At 32.2% G+C, this 17,685-nt stretch carries 12 protein-coding genes; all 12 read right to left on the reverse strand.

The window, feature by feature from the left end; translation table 11 throughout:
* Position 1 precedes the first annotated feature (1 nt).
* The 12 genes from ACJDT4_RS01305 to uvrC all read right to left on the reverse strand — a co-directional run bounded on the left by ACJDT4_RS01305 (position 2) and on the right by uvrC (position 17,654).
* Positions 2 to 895 (reverse strand): branched-chain amino acid ABC transporter permease, encoded by an 894-nt coding sequence (locus tag ACJDT4_RS01305; RefSeq protein ID WP_406785720.1) that lies wholly within the window; start codon positions 893 to 895, stop codon positions 2 to 4.
* 18 nt (positions 896 to 913) lie between these two features.
* A complete protein-coding gene (locus tag ACJDT4_RS01310; RefSeq protein ID WP_406785721.1) occupies positions 914 to 2,083 on the reverse strand; it encodes an ABC transporter substrate-binding protein in 1,170 nt (389 codons plus the stop codon).
* Positions 2,084 to 2,569: 486 nt separating this feature from the next.
* Positions 2,570 to 4,327 (reverse strand): pyruvate kinase, encoded by a 1,758-nt coding sequence (pyk, locus tag ACJDT4_RS01315; RefSeq protein ID WP_406785722.1) that lies wholly within the window; start codon positions 4,325 to 4,327, stop codon positions 2,570 to 2,572.
* A gap of 62 nt (positions 4,328 to 4,389) precedes the next feature.
* Positions 4,390 to 5,349: a 6-phosphofructokinase gene (pfkA, locus tag ACJDT4_RS01320; protein WP_406785723.1), complete on the reverse strand. Its 960-nt coding sequence runs from the start codon at positions 5,347 to 5,349 to the stop codon at positions 4,390 to 4,392.
* 236 nt (positions 5,350 to 5,585) lie between these two features.
* Positions 5,586 to 9,077 carry a DNA polymerase III subunit alpha gene (locus ACJDT4_RS01325; RefSeq protein ID WP_406785724.1) on the reverse strand — a complete coding sequence of 1,164 codons (3,492 nt, stop codon included), beginning with the start codon at positions 9,075 to 9,077 and terminating at the stop codon, positions 5,586 to 5,588.
* A gap of 306 nt (positions 9,078 to 9,383) precedes the next feature.
* Positions 9,384 to 10,694: a DRTGG domain-containing protein gene (locus ACJDT4_RS01330; protein WP_406785725.1), complete on the reverse strand. Its 1,311-nt coding sequence runs from the start codon at positions 10,692 to 10,694 to the stop codon at positions 9,384 to 9,386.
* Positions 10,695 to 10,699: 5 nt separating this feature from the next.
* Complete coding sequence (gene whiA / locus ACJDT4_RS01335; protein WP_406785726.1) at positions 10,700 to 11,653, reverse strand: DNA-binding protein WhiA; 954 nt, start codon at positions 11,651 to 11,653, stop codon at positions 10,700 to 10,702.
* A 6-nt stretch (positions 11,654 to 11,659) separates the two neighbouring features.
* Entirely contained in the window at positions 11,660 to 13,006 is a 1,347-nt protein-coding gene (locus tag ACJDT4_RS01340; protein ID WP_406785727.1) for a gluconeogenesis factor YvcK family protein, read from the reverse strand.
* A complete protein-coding gene (gene rapZ / locus ACJDT4_RS01345) occupies positions 13,003 to 13,887 on the reverse strand; it encodes an RNase adapter RapZ (RefSeq protein WP_406785728.1) in 885 nt (294 codons plus the stop codon). The genes ACJDT4_RS01340 and rapZ overlap by 4 nt, the downstream gene beginning before the upstream one ends.
* 127 nt (positions 13,888 to 14,014) lie before the next feature.
* A complete protein-coding gene (murB, locus tag ACJDT4_RS01350) occupies positions 14,015 to 14,932 on the reverse strand; it encodes a UDP-N-acetylmuramate dehydrogenase (protein WP_406785729.1) in 918 nt (305 codons plus the stop codon).
* A gap of 63 nt (positions 14,933 to 14,995) precedes the next feature.
* The gene (locus ACJDT4_RS01355; protein WP_406785730.1) at positions 14,996 to 15,724 is read right to left on the reverse strand and encodes a phosphatase; all 729 of its coding nucleotides are present in this window, start codon (positions 15,722 to 15,724) and stop codon (positions 14,996 to 14,998) included.
* Positions 15,725 to 15,767: 43 nt separating this feature from the next.
* A complete protein-coding gene (gene uvrC / locus ACJDT4_RS01360) occupies positions 15,768 to 17,654 on the reverse strand; it encodes an excinuclease ABC subunit UvrC (RefSeq protein ID WP_406785731.1) in 1,887 nt (628 codons plus the stop codon).
* Positions 17,655 to 17,685: the final 31 nt, after the last annotated feature.

Raw genomic sequence — 17,685 nt, forward strand, 5'->3', positions numbered from 1 at the left:
TTTACACCTTCTCTGTTAAATTTTTGCCCATTATTCCAGTAGGTTTAAATATTAATATTACTATTAAAAGTACAAAAGCAAATGCATCTCTATATCCAGTTAAACCTGGCAAAAATGCTACTAACATTATTTCACCTATTCCAAGAATAAAACCTCCAATAACAGCTCCCTTTATGTCTCCTATACCGCCAATAACTGCTGCTATAAAGCATTTTAAGCCTGGTATCATTCCCATAAGTGCAACTATCTGTGGATATTTAAGTGACCACATAACAGCTCCTATAGCCGCTAGCATGGAACCTATGCAAAATGTAAAAGAAATTATTCTATTTACGTTAATACCCATAAGCTTTGCAGTATCTACATCCTTAGAAACTGCTCTCATAGCCATACCAACATTTGTTTTATTAACTAAATATAAAAGTAGAAATAAAAGCACTATAGTTACCACAGGAATTATAAAACTAAGGTTTTGAATCGATACACCACCTATATTAACTACATTAGTAAATATCTTTGGTGTTGGAAATGCTTTTGGTCTTCCACCAAATAGAACTACAGCTAAATTCTCAAGTAAAAAGGATACACCAATTGCTGAGATCAAAATAGATATCTTTGGTGCTGATCTAAGCGGTCTATACGCCGCAAATTCTATTGTCATTCCCAGTATACCTGTCATAGCTATCGCTATTATGAATGCAAAATACCATGGCAGTCCAAAGGTTGCTACTCCAAAGAAAGCAAAATAAGCTGCCATCATAAATATATCACCGTGTGCAAAGTTTATAAGTTTTAATATACCATAAACCATTGTATAACCTATAGCTATAAGTGCATACAGGCTTCCAAGAGAGATTCCATTAGCCAAATGCTGCATAAAAATTTCAAAAGTCATATTATTAATCACCTCATTCTATTTTCCATTTGCTTTTATAGTATCAAGATAAGTAAATTTTCCGTTCTTTACTACTTTTAACACTGCATCTTTAACAGCATTATTGTTTTCATCGATAGTAATAACTCCTGCTGCTCCAGGGAAATTTTTAGTTTTAGCAATTGCATCTCTTATTTTCACTGGATCTACTGAATTTGCTCTTTTTATAGCATCAAGTATTACCAAATAAGCATCATATGATAAAGCCGTAACCGCTGCTGGTTCTTTCTTATATTGTGCTCTATAAGCTGCAAGGAATTTTTTTGATTCTTCAGTTATAGGCTTTTCAGTTGCAAAGAAGGTTGAAAAAACTGTTCCTTCTACTGCCTCCTTGCCTATATCTATAAACTCAGGTGTTTCCCAAGTATCTCCCCCTATTATAGGAACTTTTATTCCAAGTTGCCTAGCCTGCTTTATTATTAAAGCTCCTTCTGTAAAATTACCTGGTGCAAATATAGCATCAGGATGCTTACTTTTTATAGTTGTAAGCTGTGCTGTAAAATCTTGATCACCCGTATTATAATTTTCTTTAGCTATAATAGCATTTTCATTTTTAGTAAGCTTTTTAAATGCATCAGAAAAGAACTTACATATTCCCACCGAATAATCGCTTGATACTTCTTGAAGTAAAGCTACTTTTTTAACCTTTAATTCATTTGCTGCATATTTAGCCATAACAGTTCCTTGAAAAGGATCAATAAAACAAACTCTGAAGTAATAATCATTACCTGCTGTAACTAATGGGCTTGTACATGAAGCTCCCACGGTGGGTATCTTCGCTTCTTTAATAACATCGCCAGCAGCCATTGAATTTCCGCTTCCCCAACTTCCTATAATAGCATTTACATTTTCTTGTTCTACAAGATTTGAAGCTGCACTGGCTGCTTCTACCTTGTCCGATTTATTATCAGCAAAAACCAATTCCACCCTTTTTCCATTAACTGTTGGATAAAGTTTATTTGCTAATTTCACCCCTTCAACTTCAAGCTCTCCACCTGCTGCATTAGCACCAGTCATCGGCTCAAATACACCAATTTTTATTACATCACTACTAAATTTCCTTTTCCTATTCGCTTTAGCACTGCATCCAGTTAAAACAAAAGATGTTAGCATAATTAAAGCCAAAACGAATGAAAGTCTTCTTCTCATTAAAATAGCCTCCTGCTTTTCGCCTTTTTTAGTACCTATTCAACATATTTATTCTATATTAAATACATACGTATGTCAATGAAATACAAAATGCAATTTATTTCCATCGAGTTAAAGCGGTGCATCTATATATTCTAAAAAGCTATGTTTTAAATAAGTGCTTAATTTTTATACTTATTTAAATGAAGGCAATAAAAAAAGCACCCTAAGGTGCAAGTAGAATAAATACCGCTTTAGCTGCCATATTTAAATTAAATTTTTAACATTTAGAAAAAAAAGCAGATTTGTTATGAAAAATTTTAATATAAACGCGGTATAGGTTAAAAGAATCAGTTGCCATTTAATTCTTTTTATCATTATATTTTATCATCTTATCATTTTAACCACAATAGCAAAATAATATACATAATAAAAAAATTTTTTAACATAAATAAAAAGAGACTGCAAATCCTTATGACAAACAGTCTCTTTCTTTTCAAGCTCTAACTATTTTATATTAGCATTTCCAGAGTAAACAATACCTCTTCCTGCATCTAAAGTAACTTCTGAGCCAGATTTTATAAGCTTAGTTGCTGCTCCTGCATTCACTATAAGAGGAATATCTTTTGATAAACACTCAATAGCTAAGTGTGAAGTTAATCCACCTTTTTCAGCTATTACACCAGCTACTTTGTCAAGAACATTTATATAATCTTTATCTAAAGTCTTAGCAACTAATATATCACCTTTTTCAATTTTTGCTTCTGCTTCTTTTGCATCATTTACAACTTTAGCTATTCCACGTCCAAAATTGTGTGCTGCACCTTTTCCTTGAACAAGTACATCACCAACGATGTGAACTTTTAACATATTAGTAGTTCCTGACATATCAACAGGTATTCCTGCTGCAACAACTACTAAGTCACCCTTCTTTACATATCCTGATGCTAAAGCAGTGCTTACTGATGAATTTATAAGTTCGTCAGTTGATTCAAATTTATCTGATACTATTGGATATACTCCCCAGTTTAATGCAAGCTTTCTTGCAACACTTTCATTTGGAGTAACTGCTATAACTGGAACACTTGGTCTATATTTTGAAACCATTCTTGCAGTATTTCCTGTTTGAGTTGCAGTTATTATTGCTGAAGCTTCTAATTCCATTGCAGTTGTGCAAGTAGCAAGACTTATAGCATTTGCTACGTTTGGTATTGTAGCTTCTCTTCTCTTAGCTATAAACTCTTTATAGTTAATTTGTGATTCTGCTTCTCTTGCTATTCTTGACATAGTCTGAACAGCTTCTACAGGATATGAACCATTAGCACTTTCTCCACTTAACATTATAGCATCTGTACCATCATATATTGCATTAGCTATATCTGATGCTTCTGCTCTTGTTGGTCTTGGGTTTCTTATCATCGAATCAAGCATTTGAGTTGCAGTTATAACTGCCTTTCCAGCTTTATTACATTTTTTAATTATCATCTTTTGGATTAATGGAACTCTTTCTATAGGAATTTCAACTCCCATATCTCCTCTTGCAACCATTACACCATCGGAGAATTTTATAATTTCATCTATATTGTCAACACCCTCTTGGCTTTCAACCTTTGAGAATATTTGAATATCACTTCCACCATTTTCTTCAAGTACTTTTCTTATTGCAAGTACATCAGCAGCTTTTCTAACAAATGATGCTGCAACCATATCTACTCCAATTTCACATCCAAAAATAAGGTCTTCCTTATCCTTTTCAGTCATTGCTGGAAGTTGAATTGAAACGTTAGGAACATTTATTCCTTTATGGCTTCCAACTAAACCAGTATTTGCAACAACACAGTTTATATTTGTTCCTTCTACTGACTCAACTGTAAGTCCAACCAAACCATCATCAATTAATATAGTATTTCCAGGTTTTACATCTTTATATAAACCTTTATAGGAAATTGAACATTTTGTTGCATCTCCAACTATATCTTCTCCACATAAAATAGTGAATTTTGAACCTTTTTCAAGTTCTAATTTTGAAGGATTAAAGTCTCCAGTTCTGATTTCTGGTCCCTTTGTATCAAGTACTATTGCTATTGGTTTGTTATACTTCTTAGCAACCTTTCTTACAAGGTCTATTCTTCCTTTGTGCTCTTCATGGTCTCCATGTGAAAAATTGTGTCTTGAAGCGCTCATTCCTGCTTCAATAAATTTTGATACTACTTCTTCATTTTCACTTGCAGGTCCAAGTGTAAATATCATTTTTGTTCTTTGCATTATATTACTCTCCTCATTTCTTATAAAATATGATTTGAAAACTTAAATATATATATATAAATTTATTTTGAAAGCATATTAGCTATATTATAAAGCTCTTCATTGAATTTTCTTGGCATAGCCAAGGCATCATCAATGTCATCATCAACTATTTTATTATCTCTTATTCCAACTACTCTAGATGTTTTACCTTCTATTAAAGCTTCCACAGCTCTTACTCCCATTCTTGATGCAAGCATTCTATCAAAAGCTGATGGACTTCCACCTCTTTGGATATGCCCTAAAATAGTGGATCTTGTTTCTATTCCAGTAACCTCTTCAACTTTTTTTGCAAGTTCTGCTGCACCGCCAACACCTTCTGCTAGAATTATCAAATTATGCATTTTACCATTTAGTTTTCCTTCAAGTATTGTTTTGCACAATTTATCAAAATCATAGCCTTTTTCCGGTATAATAACACTTTCAGCTCCACCTGCAATTCCAGAATACAATGCTATATCACCACAATCTCTTCCCATAACCTCAACTATACTTACTCTTTCATGAGAAGTTGAAGTGTCTCTAAGTTTATTGATAGCATCAAGTACAGTGTTAAGTGTAGTGTCGAAACCAATTGTGTAATCAGTATAAGATAAATCATTATCAATGGTACCTGGAAGACCCACAGTTGCTATTCCTAATTTAGATAACTTCTGTGCTCCCATAAAAGAGCCATTTCCTCCTATTACAACAAGACCATCAACGCCAAATACCCTTAAGACATCTGCCGCTTTTTTTCTTCCTTCTTCTTTTAAAAATTCAGCACATCTTGCAGTTCTAAGTATTGTTCCTCCTCTCTGAATTATGTCAGAAACACTATGTCTCTGCATTTCAAAGAGCTCACCATTTATAAGGCCGCTGTATCCTCTTTGTATTCCCATAACTTTAAGACCTTTATCTAGTGCAGTTCTAACTACCGCCCTAATTGCAGCGTTCATTCCTGGTGCATCTCCACCACTTGTAAGTACTGCTATAGTCTTCATATTCATATACCTCCTACGACCGCAGGGACTTAACTTGTCCCACATATTTTACAACTTGACAATAGTAATTTACAATATTAAAACAACTAGACTTCTATTTAATTTTAATCGAAAACAAATAAATATTCAATGCCTTGTGTAAAATAAACCCTACATATAAAAATATTAAGACATTTTTATAAAACTTCTATTATTATTTTATTTAATGTAACAAATGAATTAACATCCAAATAACATTATAGCACTTTTATATTAGTTTCGCCAAATTTATCTTTTAAAAAACTCATTGAATCAACATTTTTTTCAACCCACATGGATTTATCAATTAAAAATTTTTTTCTTTCTTTTTTAGTACATAAATAAATTGGAATATTGCCTTTATATACAAGTCCAATCTCCCTTATTTTGCTTAAAGCTGCTTTAACTTCACTTTCGCTTTCAACCAAAATATAAAGTTTTTCATTGCTTATTTTTATGAGAGGTGAAATATCTTCACATAATATTTTAGGCTGTTCATCCTCTCTTTTATTGATTCTACCCTTTATTATTACCAGCTCATCTTCTTTTATGTATGAAATATTTTTTTCAAAAATTTTAGGAAATACAACAATTTCTATACCAGCATACATATCCTCAACTCTTATAAAGGCCATCATAGTATTATTTTTAGTTACCTTCTTCGTAACTTCCGTAACTATTCCGCCTATAATAACCCTGGCTCCATCTACTATTCCATTATCCTGCTCTAAGCTTTCACCGTCTTCTAAAGATTCATTTCCAATTATATCCGATATTTTTGTATTAGTAACACTTTCCAAAGTATTCTCGTAATCCTCAAGAGGATGACCTGAAAGGTATATTCCCGTCATTTCCTTTTCCATTGCAAGTATATATTTTTTATCATATTCTTTTATGTCAGGATATTTTATTTCAATATCATCGTAAGTTTTTTCGTTAAAGTCTGTAAATAAGTTCATTTGACCTTGTATATTTTTCTTTTGCTGGTTTGATACTCCATCCATAACTTTTTCAAACACTGAAATAAGCTGTGATCTATAAACACCAATACTATCAAAACCTCCAGCCTTAATTATGCTTTCAACTGCCTTTTTATTAACGCAAGACATATCGATCTTATTACAAAAGTCGGTAAAGGATGAAAACTTTCCACTTTCATTCCTTGCTTTTACTATGCTTTCCACTACATTAACTCCTACATTCTTAATGGATGCCATTCCAAATCTTATAGTCTTACCTTTAACTGTAAATTTTGAATAGCTTTCATTTATATCTGGATGCAAAATTTGTATTCCAAGCTTATCTGCAAATCTTGTATAAAATGCTACCTTCTCGTTATTTCCAATAACACTATTAAGCATTGCAGCAATATATTCTGCTGGATAATAGCAAATTAAATATGCAGTTTCATAGGCAACTACAGCATAAGCGGCAGCATGAGACTTGTTAAAAGCATAGCTTGCAAAATCCATCATTAAATCATATATTTTATTTGCAATTTGTTCTGATATTCCATTTCTTACACAACCAGGAACTTCAACTTCTCCCTTTTCGTTTGTGATTCCATATATAAAATTATGTCTTTCTTCTTCCATAACATGATGCTTCTTTTTAGACATTGCACGCCTTACGAGGTCACTTCTACCCATAGAATACCCTGCAAGATCTCTTACGATTTGCATTACCTGCTCCTGATAAACCATACATCCATATGTAACCTTCAAAATAGGCTCAAGCTCTGGTGTAAGATACTCTATTCCAACAGGATTATTTTTATTTTTTATGTATCTAGGTATTTCACTCATAGGACCAGGTCTATAAAGGCTTATACCGGCTATTATATCCTCTAAACTATCTGGCTTTAATTCCTTCATAAAGCTTGTCATTCCAGGAGATTCAAGCTGAAAAACACCAACAGTTTTTCCATCACCTATCATTTTATAAACTTTTTCATCTTCAAAGCTTATTTTATCTATATCTATGTCTATACCTTGATTTTCTTTAATCATATCTATGGTATCTTTTATAACCGTCAAGGTTCTGAGTCCCAAGAAATCCATCTTTAAAAGTCCAAGTTCTTCAAGTATTCCCATAGTAAACTGTGCAACAATTGAATCTTCATTTTTAAGAAGCGGTACGTAATTTACAAGCGGCTGAGATGATATTACAACACCAGCAGCATGTGTTGACGTATGTCTTGGAAGTCCTTCTAATGTTTTTGCAACGTCAATAAGATCCTTTATTCTATCATCTGAATCGTATGCTTCTTTAAGTTCAGGATTAAGTTCAAGTGCCTTTTCTATAGTTATATTAAGTACTGATGGAATCATTTTAGCTATTCTATCAACTTCTGCATAAGAATAGTTCATAGCTCTTCCAACATCTCTTATGCAAAGTCTTGCCGCCATAGTTCCAAAAGTTACAATTTGGGAAACACAATCCTTACCATATTTCTCAACCACATAATCTATAACCTTCTGCCTTTTTACATAGCAAAAATCACTATCAATATCAGGCATTGATACTCTCTCTGGATTTAAAAATCTTTCAAAGATCAAGCTATACTTAATAGGATCAATTTTCGTTATTCCAAGTGTATATGCAACAAGTGACCCTGCACCTGAACCTCTTCCCGGTCCTGTTGGGACATCATTTTCCCTTGCAAATCTTATAAAGTCCCAAACTATAAGAAAATAATCAACATAACCCATTTGCTTTATTACTCCAAGTTCATAATAAAGCCTTTTCTTGAGTTCATCAGTTATACTGTCATACCTTTCTCGAAGACCTTTCATGCACAAATCCTCTAGATACAAATAGTGATCCGTACCTTCTGGAAGTGGAAAATTAGGAAGCTTTGATTCATGAAATTTATATTCAAAGTTACACTCATCCGCTATTTTGGAAGTGTTCAAAAGTGCTTCCTTTATATATGAAAATTGATTATACATTTCTTCTTGAGATTTTAAGTAAAACTGTTCTGGAACATATTTCATTCTATTTTCATCATCAACAGTTTTTCCTGTTTGTATACATAAAAGTATATCGTGAGCTCTTGAATCCTCTTTATTTATATAATGGACATCATTAGTTGCAATAAGAGGAATATCAAGTTCTTTTGAAAGCTTTATAACGAGTTCATTTACTTTTAGCTGTTCACTTATTCCATGGTCCTGAAGTTCTAGATAAAAACCATCTTTAAATATATCTTTATAGAAAAGTGCCGTTTCTTTAGCCTTTTCAAACCTACCCTTAAGTAAATCAGACTGTATTTCTCCAGCAAGACAAGCACTTGAAGCTATAAGTCCCTCACTATGCTCTTTCAAGTAATCGTGATCAACTCTTGGTTTATAATAAAATCCATCTATAGATGCTTTTGAAACAATTTTCATGAGATTTTTATAACCAGTTTCATTTTTAACAAGAAGCACAAGATGATGCGTTTCATTTTCAGGATCATTTTGTTTGATCTTCATTGATTTAGATGCAACATAAATTTCACAGCCTATTATTGGTTTTATTCCTACTTCTTTAGCCGCTTTATAAAATTCAACGCACCCATACATAGCTCCATGATCCGTTATTGCAAGAGCCTTCATCCCGAGTTCTTTTGCCCTTTTAACGAGCTTTTCTATCTTTCCAGAACCATCTAGAAGACTATATTCTGTATGTACATGTAGATGAACAAAATCTTTAAAAATATCCTCCATATAATTTCCTCCTTTCTAAGATATAAATTTTCTTACGTTTTGTATTGTTGTTAAAAAAGTAGTTACTTATGGTTATAGAAGGATAATGGGCTCACGCCCAAACCCCGCATCCTTACTTTTAGCTTTTCTTACGTTTTGTATTGTTGTTAAAAAAGTAGTTACTTATGGTTATAGAAGGATAATGGGCTCACGCCCAAACCCCGCGTCCTTACTTTTAGCTTTTCTTACGTTTTGTATTGTTGTTAAAAAAGTAGTTACTTATGGTTATAGAAGGATAATGGGCTCACGCCCAAACCCCGCGTAGGATTATTGTATTTTTAGGATTTTGGCGGAGAGTATTGATCTAGCTATATCTTCACCATCATCGTTAACCATTTCCACCTCAACCTTAGCAAAAAATCCTCCAAAGTCTATCACTCTGGTATATATATTAATACTACTGTCCATTTGCACTGGTTTCATAAAATAATTTGATATACTGTCAACAGAAACATTTATATTATTTTTATTTTTCAACGTCATCGTAGCCGCTGTCGATAAAAGCATGCCTAAAGAATTCCAAGAAGCTGCTCCAAGTGGTTCTAGCATTTCAGATACTATTTTACCATAGAAATGCATGCCATCCTCTGTATATGAATATTCAAAGTTCTTAAGTATCATATCTTCAATTGTTTCGCCTGCTTGAGGCTGACTGAGAGCATACCTGATTGCTCCAAATATCTCTTTTTGTCCTATTGTTCCAATAAGTCTTTTACTATTATCAACCACTAAGCACATATTTATATTTTTCCATCCCATAATATGTGCTGCGTATGCCACAGTTGTTTTGCAATCTACAATTAAAGGTTCCTCATTTATAAAATTTCCAATAATATCCTCGCTTTCTATTTCATCCCCCAACCCTTTAAAATTAATAATACCCATCACCTTTTTATTCTTATTTACAACAGGTAATTTATGTATATCACTGATTTTTAAATATTTCTTAAGCTTTTTAACAGGATCATCGTACTTTAGGCACTGTGGGTTATCATTCATAATATCTTCAACTAAAATTATATCCTTCTTGATTAAATTTTCAGATATAGCTTTATTAATTATACTCGCAATAGTGAAGGTATCATAATTTGAAGATATAACGGGAAGTTCTTTTTCGTCCGCTAACCTCTTAATTTCATCACTACATCCAAATCCACCAGTTATAAGCACTGCTGAATTGTTAAGAAGTGATAGCTTTTGAGCATCTTCCCTATTTCCAACTATAGTTAAACTTCCTGGACTAATATATTTAATCATAGCCTCTGCTGTCATAGCGCCTATAACAAACTTGTTAAGAGTTTTATCTATACCATTCTTACCGCCAAGTATATTTCCATCTATTATACTTACAATTTCTCCATAGGTAAGCACTTCTATATTTTTTTTCTCAACTTTATCTATTTTTATAGTTCCTACCCTCGGTATAGTAGTTACTAGTCCAAGTTTATCACACTCCTTAATTGCTCTATATGCTGTTCCTTCACTAACCTCTAACTTATTTGCTATACTTCTGACGGAAATTTTAGTACCAGCCTTAAGCATCATAATGTGGTTTATTATTTCCTCATGCTTTGACATTAAATTTATTTTCCCTCCTTTCTTATTTCTTCTGCAATCTTTTCTATACGTCTCAGCCTATGATTAACACCTGACTTTCCAACAGGCGGATTTAGCATTTTTCCAAGTTCCTTTAAAGATTCATCTGGATAATTAAGCCTTAAGTCTGCAATTTCACGTAAATTTTCTGGAAGCCTTGCAAGCCCAATTTCTTTCTGTATAAGTTTAATACTTTCTACCTGCCTTACAGAAGCATTAACCGTTTTACTTAAGTTCGCTGTTTCACAATTTACTAACCTATTTACGTTATTTCTCATTTCCTTCATAATTCGTATATTTTCAAGTTCTAAAAGATTAGTATGTGCTCCAATAATATTTAAAAGGTCAACTATATGCTCTCCTTCTTTTATGTAAACTACATAGCTGCTTTTTCTTTTTATCACCTTTGAATTTAAATTGTACGTGTTTATTAAATTGCTTAAATCATTTGCATATTCTTCATCATGAGTTACAAATTCAAGATGATACATCTTTTCAGGATTACTTACACTTCCACCTCCTAAAAATGCCCCTCTTATATACATCTTTCTATTTTCTTCATCCTTAACAAGTTCAGGAGGTATACTATAATTAATCTCAAGTACATCATCTTCATTTTTAAGTATACCCATTTCTTTAAGTAAATTTCTTACTCCCATTTCTTCTGTTATGCATACTACATACACATTATTTTTCTTTAAAGAGTTGCTTTTCTTCACCATTAAATCCGTATGAATTGAAAAAAACTCCTTTAAAAGCTTAAAAATAAGCCTTGCTATAGCTGGATTTTCAGTTACAATTCTAAAGCTTATTTTTCTATTTCCTTCAAGTGATAAAGTTCCACTTGACTTCATAATAGCCGATAAAAGAGCTACAGCATTGCTCCTATCATATTCACTGTATCTACAAACTTCTCCTTTTACTTTTGATGAAAACGACATTTTTTATTACTCCCTATTTTTAGTAACCTTATTTTCTTTTAATCTTTGTGATAAATAGAAATATTCTATTATTTTCTTTTTATCGTAGAACAACTTCTTATCCATAATGGTCTCAATTAAAATTGCTGCTAATTTGTCAGAATCATGTCTTACAAGACCATCTTTTACTTTTATAAAATCTCCTTTAATAACTCCAACTCCAATTTTGCTTAATTCCTTTTCATCTATTTCAACAAGTTCAGAGGTTTTTTCAAAATACTTACCTTTTAAATTTTCGTCAATACCACCTACATTAACAACGGTATAATCTACAACTTTTCCTCCAACATGTTTAAATATTGCCTTTATATGATCAGATACACTAAAATCGTCTGTTTCTCCTGGCTGTGTCATTATATTTGAAACATATAATTTAAGCGCCTTTGTTTTTTGAAGTGCAACAGCTACATCCTTTACTAAAAGGTTTGCAATTACACTTGTATACAAGCTTCCAGGTCCTAAAATTATGGCATCTGCATCCTTTATGGCTTCTACAGTCTCCTTAAGTGCCTTTGCATCCTTAGGATCTATAAAAACTTTTTCTATAGGGCTCTCATATAGGTTTGCCGCTTCTGGTATATTTGATTCACCTTCTACTATAACTCCATTTTTTAACTTTGCCTTTAAAACCACATTTTCAAGTGTAACAGGGATTACTTTACCAGTTACTGCAAGTACAGAGCTCATTTTACGAACAGCCTCTTCAAAATTCCCTGAAATTCCATCCATTGCTGCAAGGAATAAATTTCCAAAGCTTTGATTTTTTAGCCTTCCATCCTTAAATCTGTATTGAAGTAATTCCTGCATAAGCGGTTCTGTATCTGATAAGGCAAGTATGCAGTTTCTTATATCTCCTGGTGCTAACATTCCAAGGTCTTCTCTTAGATCACCTGAACCTCCTCCATCATCTGCAACGGTAACAACTGCAGTTATATTAGAAGTATAATCCTTAAGTCCTCTAAGCATAGTTGAAAGCCCTGTTCCGCCTCCTATTGCAACAATCTTAGGTCCTTTAACAAGAAGTCTTTTTTCATATATCAAATTGCTTAATCTTCTAGAATCCAAGGATACGCTCAAATACCCTTTATTTATAAGCGATATTACAGAGCGCATTCCTTGAGTGATTGAAATATAAACTATAAAGCCACCAGTTATGATTAGAAAAATATAAAATGCTCTATAATAAATATTATAGAAGATTCCCCATCTTATAAGTTCTGCAAGAGCAAAGGCCATAAAAAAAATTCCAATGAGACCAAGCATAATCCATCTCTTGAGTCTAATACCAGGCTTTATCCAATCTATAAATTTCATAGTTTTTTACCACCTTTATTAATATCCTCTTCAATATCTCTATGATCAATATTAACAATTTGCCCATCTTTTTTTAACCTTTTATAGATTTCATTTGCTATAGTTACTGAGCGATGTCTTCCTCCTGTGCAGCCTATTGAAATTATGAGCTGCCTTTTGCCCTCTTTAACATAGTTTGGTATTAAAAATTTAAGCATGTCATGAAGCTTATCAATAAAACTCTGTGTTTGAGGAAAGGACATTACATATTTACTTACTGGTTCTTCATTTCCAGAATAGTGTTTAAGGTCTGGTATATAAAATGGATTAGGTAGAAATCTGACATCAAAAACAAGATCGGAATCTACTGGAATTCCATATTTGAATCCAAAAGATACTACTGTTACTATAAGTTTAGTCTCAATTTGGCCTTCCTTTTGATATATTAATGTTATCTTTTCCTTAAGTTCTCTTGTTGCAAGCTTTGAAGTGTCAATTATATTATTTGCCATATTTCGAATTTCTTCTAATTTTTTTCTTTCAAGCTCTATGCCATTAATAATTCTTCCTTCTGGTGCAAGCGGATGCTTTCTTCTAGACTCCTTATACCTCTTTATAAGAACTTCATCTGAAGCATCAAGAAATAATATTTCATAGTTATAGCCATTATTTTTAAGGTAATCCAAAGCCTCAAAAATATTATCAAAAAATTTTCCACCTCTAATATCTAATACTAGAGCAACTCTATCTATTATTCCTTGGGTTTGAAAACATGCCTCTGCAAACTTTGGTATAAGTGTTGAAGGCAAATTATCAACGCAAAAATATCCTAAATCTTCAAGACTCCTTATTGCCTGAGTTTTTCCAGCCCCAGATAATCCTGTAACAATGACAAATCTCATTTTTACCGCCTCCTCATTTTAGTACTTATTGTGGTAAAATCACCTTAATTATAACACAAAATGCTGAAGTTGCTTATACAAAATAACTGTACAACTTCAGCAGATAATTTAACGAAGCTAAAGATTTCTATCTATCCTCTCCCCAGATTCTAACTTCTGGCTCGAGCTCTACATCAAATTTGTTTTTAACTGTCTTTTGAACAAAATGTATTAAATCTAAAATATCTTTAGCTGTGGCATTTTCCTTGTTAATAATAAACCCAGAATGTTTATCAGATACTTGGGCTCCTCCCATCTGAGCTCCTTTAAGTCCACTATCTTGGATGAGTTTTGCGGCAAAATGTCCCTCTGGTCTTTTAAAGGTACTACCTGCAGAAGGATATTCAAGAGGTTGTTTTTCCCTTCTCCTTCTCATAAGATCACTTATTCTTCCAGCAATTTTATCATGATCTCCTTTTTGAAGCTTAAAGCTTGCTTCTAATACAATATAATTATGTTTCAATATTATACTGGTCCTATATCCAAGTTCTAATTCTTCATTGCTTAATCTCAATATTTGTCCATTATCATCCATAACCAGTACGCTGTCTATTACATCCACTATTTCGCCATTATATGCACCAGCATTCATTGCAACTGCTCCCCCGATTGTACCAGGAATTCCACATGCAAATTCAAGACCAGTTAAGCTTTCATCACGAGATCTTATGCTAGCATCACCAAGTGAAGCTCCCCCTTGAGCTATAAGTTCTTCACCATCTATAGTTATATTATCAAGCTTTGATAGTTTTATAACAACTCCTCTAAGTCCGCCATCTTTTACGAGAATGTTAGATCCATTACCTACTATATAGTAATCTATATTATTATCTTTACATAAATCTATTATTTTACTTACATCTTTATATTTTTTAGGTGTCACAAGTAAATCAGCATTACCACCAACTTTAAAAGATGTGTACTTCTTCATAGGCACATCAATTTTAATATCATCCTCATCCATAAACTTATTAAGTTCTGCCACAAAATACTGAATATAATTCATAGTACATCTCCTCAAAATATTAATATAAAGTTAGTATAATTTAAAGTAAGCCCATAATCAAGTTTAAATATCAATCAACTTTCCTTTTGACTTCAAATAATCAAAAATTTTACTTTCTTTGTTGTTTATTATTAGCTCCTCAGGCATATTCACCCTTTCCACTATTTCTTGTGCCTTTTCAAATTTACCTATTTTTAAAGATATGTGCGCATCTGTAGATAATATAACTTTTACTCCATTTTTTTTACAAAGCTTAGCTATCTCAATGCAATTTTCCTTGCTTCCTTCTCTAGAACCTGTTAATGAACCATTATTTATTTCTATAATTACATTTGCCTCTTTTGCTTTTTTTACTACAGCCTCTTTATTAATTGGAAAAGCAGGATTTCCTAAATGACCAAGTATATCTATTCTTTCATTGTCCATAACCTTTAAAACTGCTCTTGTATTTTCTTCAATAGTTCCAGGAGTAATACACACATCATGAAGACTTGCTATTATATAATCTAGTTTTTCTTGAGTCTCTTCCGGTAAGTCTATATTACCTTCATAATCAATTATATTAGCTTCACAGCCTCTTAATATAGTTACACCATAAAGTTCTCTAGGAATATTTTTCTTCATATTACCAAAATAAAATATATGTGGTCCACCAGGCATGTTAGGTCCATGTTCACTAGTACCAAGTACTTTTATTCCATTTAAGCCTGCTTGCTTTATATTTTCAAAAAGCGTTGTAAAAGCATGCCCACTTACTATACTATGAGTATGCAAATCAACTATGTATTTCAAAATATCAATCCTCCCAACTATTACAATTCACAGTGCACAATTCTCAGTTATTGTGCATTGTGGACTGTGAAGTTCTTTTAAAGTATTGAATAATACTTTCGGCTGCTTTTTTACTTATAGATGGTGTTTTTATTAGTTCCTCGTAGGTTGCTTTTTTTATATTTTCTATACTGCCAAAAGCTTTAAGCAATTCTTTTCTTCTAGCAGCTCCTATATCAGGTATATCATCTAATACTGAATGAAGAACTCTTTTATCTCTTAAACTCCTATGATAAGTTATAGCAAACCTATGCACTTCATCTTGAACCCTAGTAACAAAATGCATTATATCAGAATTTCCCTTTAAATTTAATTCTTCATTGTTATATATTATGCCTCTTGTATTATGTCTGTCGTCCTTAACCATTCCGCACACTGGAATATCTATATTAAATTCTTTAAGTACTTCAAGAGCTATATTTATTTGCCCCTTACCTCCATCCATTAAAATAAGATCCGGGAAAACACAAAATTTTCCTGCACTTAAAGATATTTTACTCTCTGCAATTGCTCTAACTTCTTCCAATCCATGTCTAAATCTTCTTGTTAAAATTTCTCTCATACTTTCATAATCATTAGCACCCTTTACAGAATTTATTTTAAACCTTCTGTAATCACTATTTTTTGCTTTTCCGTCTTCAAAAACAATCATTGAACCAACAGAATCAACACCTTGAATGTTTGAAATATCATATGCCTCTATTCTGTGTGGTATATCATCTAATTTAAGAAACTCAGCCAATTTCTCAACAACAGCTGTATTATTCCTTTTATCACTAAGAAGCTTCAACTTAAATTGTTCAAGCATAATTTTAGAATTTCTGCCCACCATATCAAGCAAATCCTTTTTTTCACCCTTTTGTGGTATCTTAATATTTACCTTAGAACCTCTTTTCATTGAAAGCCAATCCTGTAAAAGCTCTACATCATTAACGCATGGAACATATATATCTTTTGGTATATATGCTGTTCCTCCATAAAATTCTTTTATAAATTCAGATATTATTTCTTCACTGCTTTGTCCGCTTGTATTATCAAAAGTAAAATGCTCCCTACCTATAATTTTTCCAGCTCTAACAAAAAATATTTGAACACAGCTATCTTTTTCATCACTGAATACATTTATGAAATCCTCATCTTGAAAATTGCTTCCTATTATCTTTTGTTTTTCAAGAATCTTTTCACAAGCATTTATTTTATCTCTATAGGCTGCTGCTTTTTCAAATTCAAGCTCTTCTGAAGCCTTATTCATTTTTTTCTTTAAGTCATTTATTATCTCAACATCTCTTCCAGAAAGAAGTGAAAGTATATTTTTTATCATAATACTATACTCTTCTTTACCTACTAATCCTGCACATGGCGCATTACATCTTTTTATGTAATAATTTAGACAAGGCCTAACTTTTTTCTGCCCTTCCTTAATTGCCATTTTGCAGCTTCTAATAGGAAAAATCTTTTTGATTAAATCTAAGGTCTCATGTACTGCTGAAACTTCAGGATATGGTCCAAAATATTTTGTTCCATCCTTTACTTTCATTCTAGTCATTATTATTCTTGGAAAATCCTCATTTATAGTTACTTTAATAAAAGGATAGTGTTTGTCATCTTTTAAAAGTATATTATATCTAGGCCTATACTTTTTTATTAAGTTACATTCTAAAATAAGAGCTTCCATTTCAGAATCTGTAACTATATACTCAAACTCAGCTATATTTTTAACCATAGCCTTAACTTTTTCGGAATGATTTTTTGAACTTTGAAAGTACTGCCTAACTCTATTCTTTAATATTTTTGCCTTACCTACGTATATTATTTCTCCCAAGGAATTCTTCATAAGATATACACCTGGTCTATCTGGAAGAATCTTTAACTGATACTTAAAATCAAACAAAATACACCCTCCTTTCTTAATCTCTTTCGTA

Origin of the sequence: Clostridium neuense, from assembly GCF_045310695.1 — a bacterium.
Lineage (GTDB): Bacteria > Bacillota > Clostridia > Clostridiales > Clostridiaceae > Clostridium_S > Clostridium_S neuense.

What these genes read in the sequence shown, in the direction of transcription:
- ACJDT4_RS01305 (WP_406785720.1), bottom strand. Translation starts at nt 895, where the DNA reads ATGACTTTTGAAATTTTTATGCAGCATTTGGCTAATGGAATCTCTCTT.
- ACJDT4_RS01310 (WP_406785721.1), bottom strand. Translation starts at nt 2,083, where the DNA reads ATGAGAAGAAGACTTTCATTCGTTTTGGCTTTAATTATGCTAACATCT.
- pyk (WP_406785722.1), bottom strand. Translation starts at nt 4,327, where the DNA reads ATGCAAAGAACAAAAATGATATTTACACTTGGACCTGCAAGTGAAAAT.
- pfkA (WP_406785723.1), bottom strand. Translation starts at nt 5,349, where the DNA reads ATGAAGACTATAGCAGTACTTACAAGTGGTGGAGATGCACCAGGAATG.
- ACJDT4_RS01325 (WP_406785724.1), bottom strand. Translation starts at nt 9,077, where the DNA reads ATGGAGGATATTTTTAAAGATTTTGTTCATCTACATGTACATACAGAA.
- ACJDT4_RS01330 (WP_406785725.1), bottom strand. Translation starts at nt 10,694, where the DNA reads ATGTCAAAGCATGAGGAAATAATAAACCACATTATGATGCTTAAGGCT.
- whiA (WP_406785726.1), bottom strand. Translation starts at nt 11,653, where the DNA reads ATGTCGTTTTCATCAAAAGTAAAAGGAGAAGTTTGTAGATACAGTGAA.
- ACJDT4_RS01340 (WP_406785727.1), bottom strand. Translation starts at nt 13,006, where the DNA reads ATGAAATTTATAGATTGGATAAAGCCTGGTATTAGACTCAAGAGATGG.
- rapZ (WP_406785728.1), bottom strand. Translation starts at nt 13,887, where the DNA reads ATGAGATTTGTCATTGTTACAGGATTATCTGGGGCTGGAAAAACTCAG.
- murB (WP_406785729.1), bottom strand. Translation starts at nt 14,932, where the DNA reads ATGAATTATATTCAGTATTTTGTGGCAGAACTTAATAAGTTTATGGAT.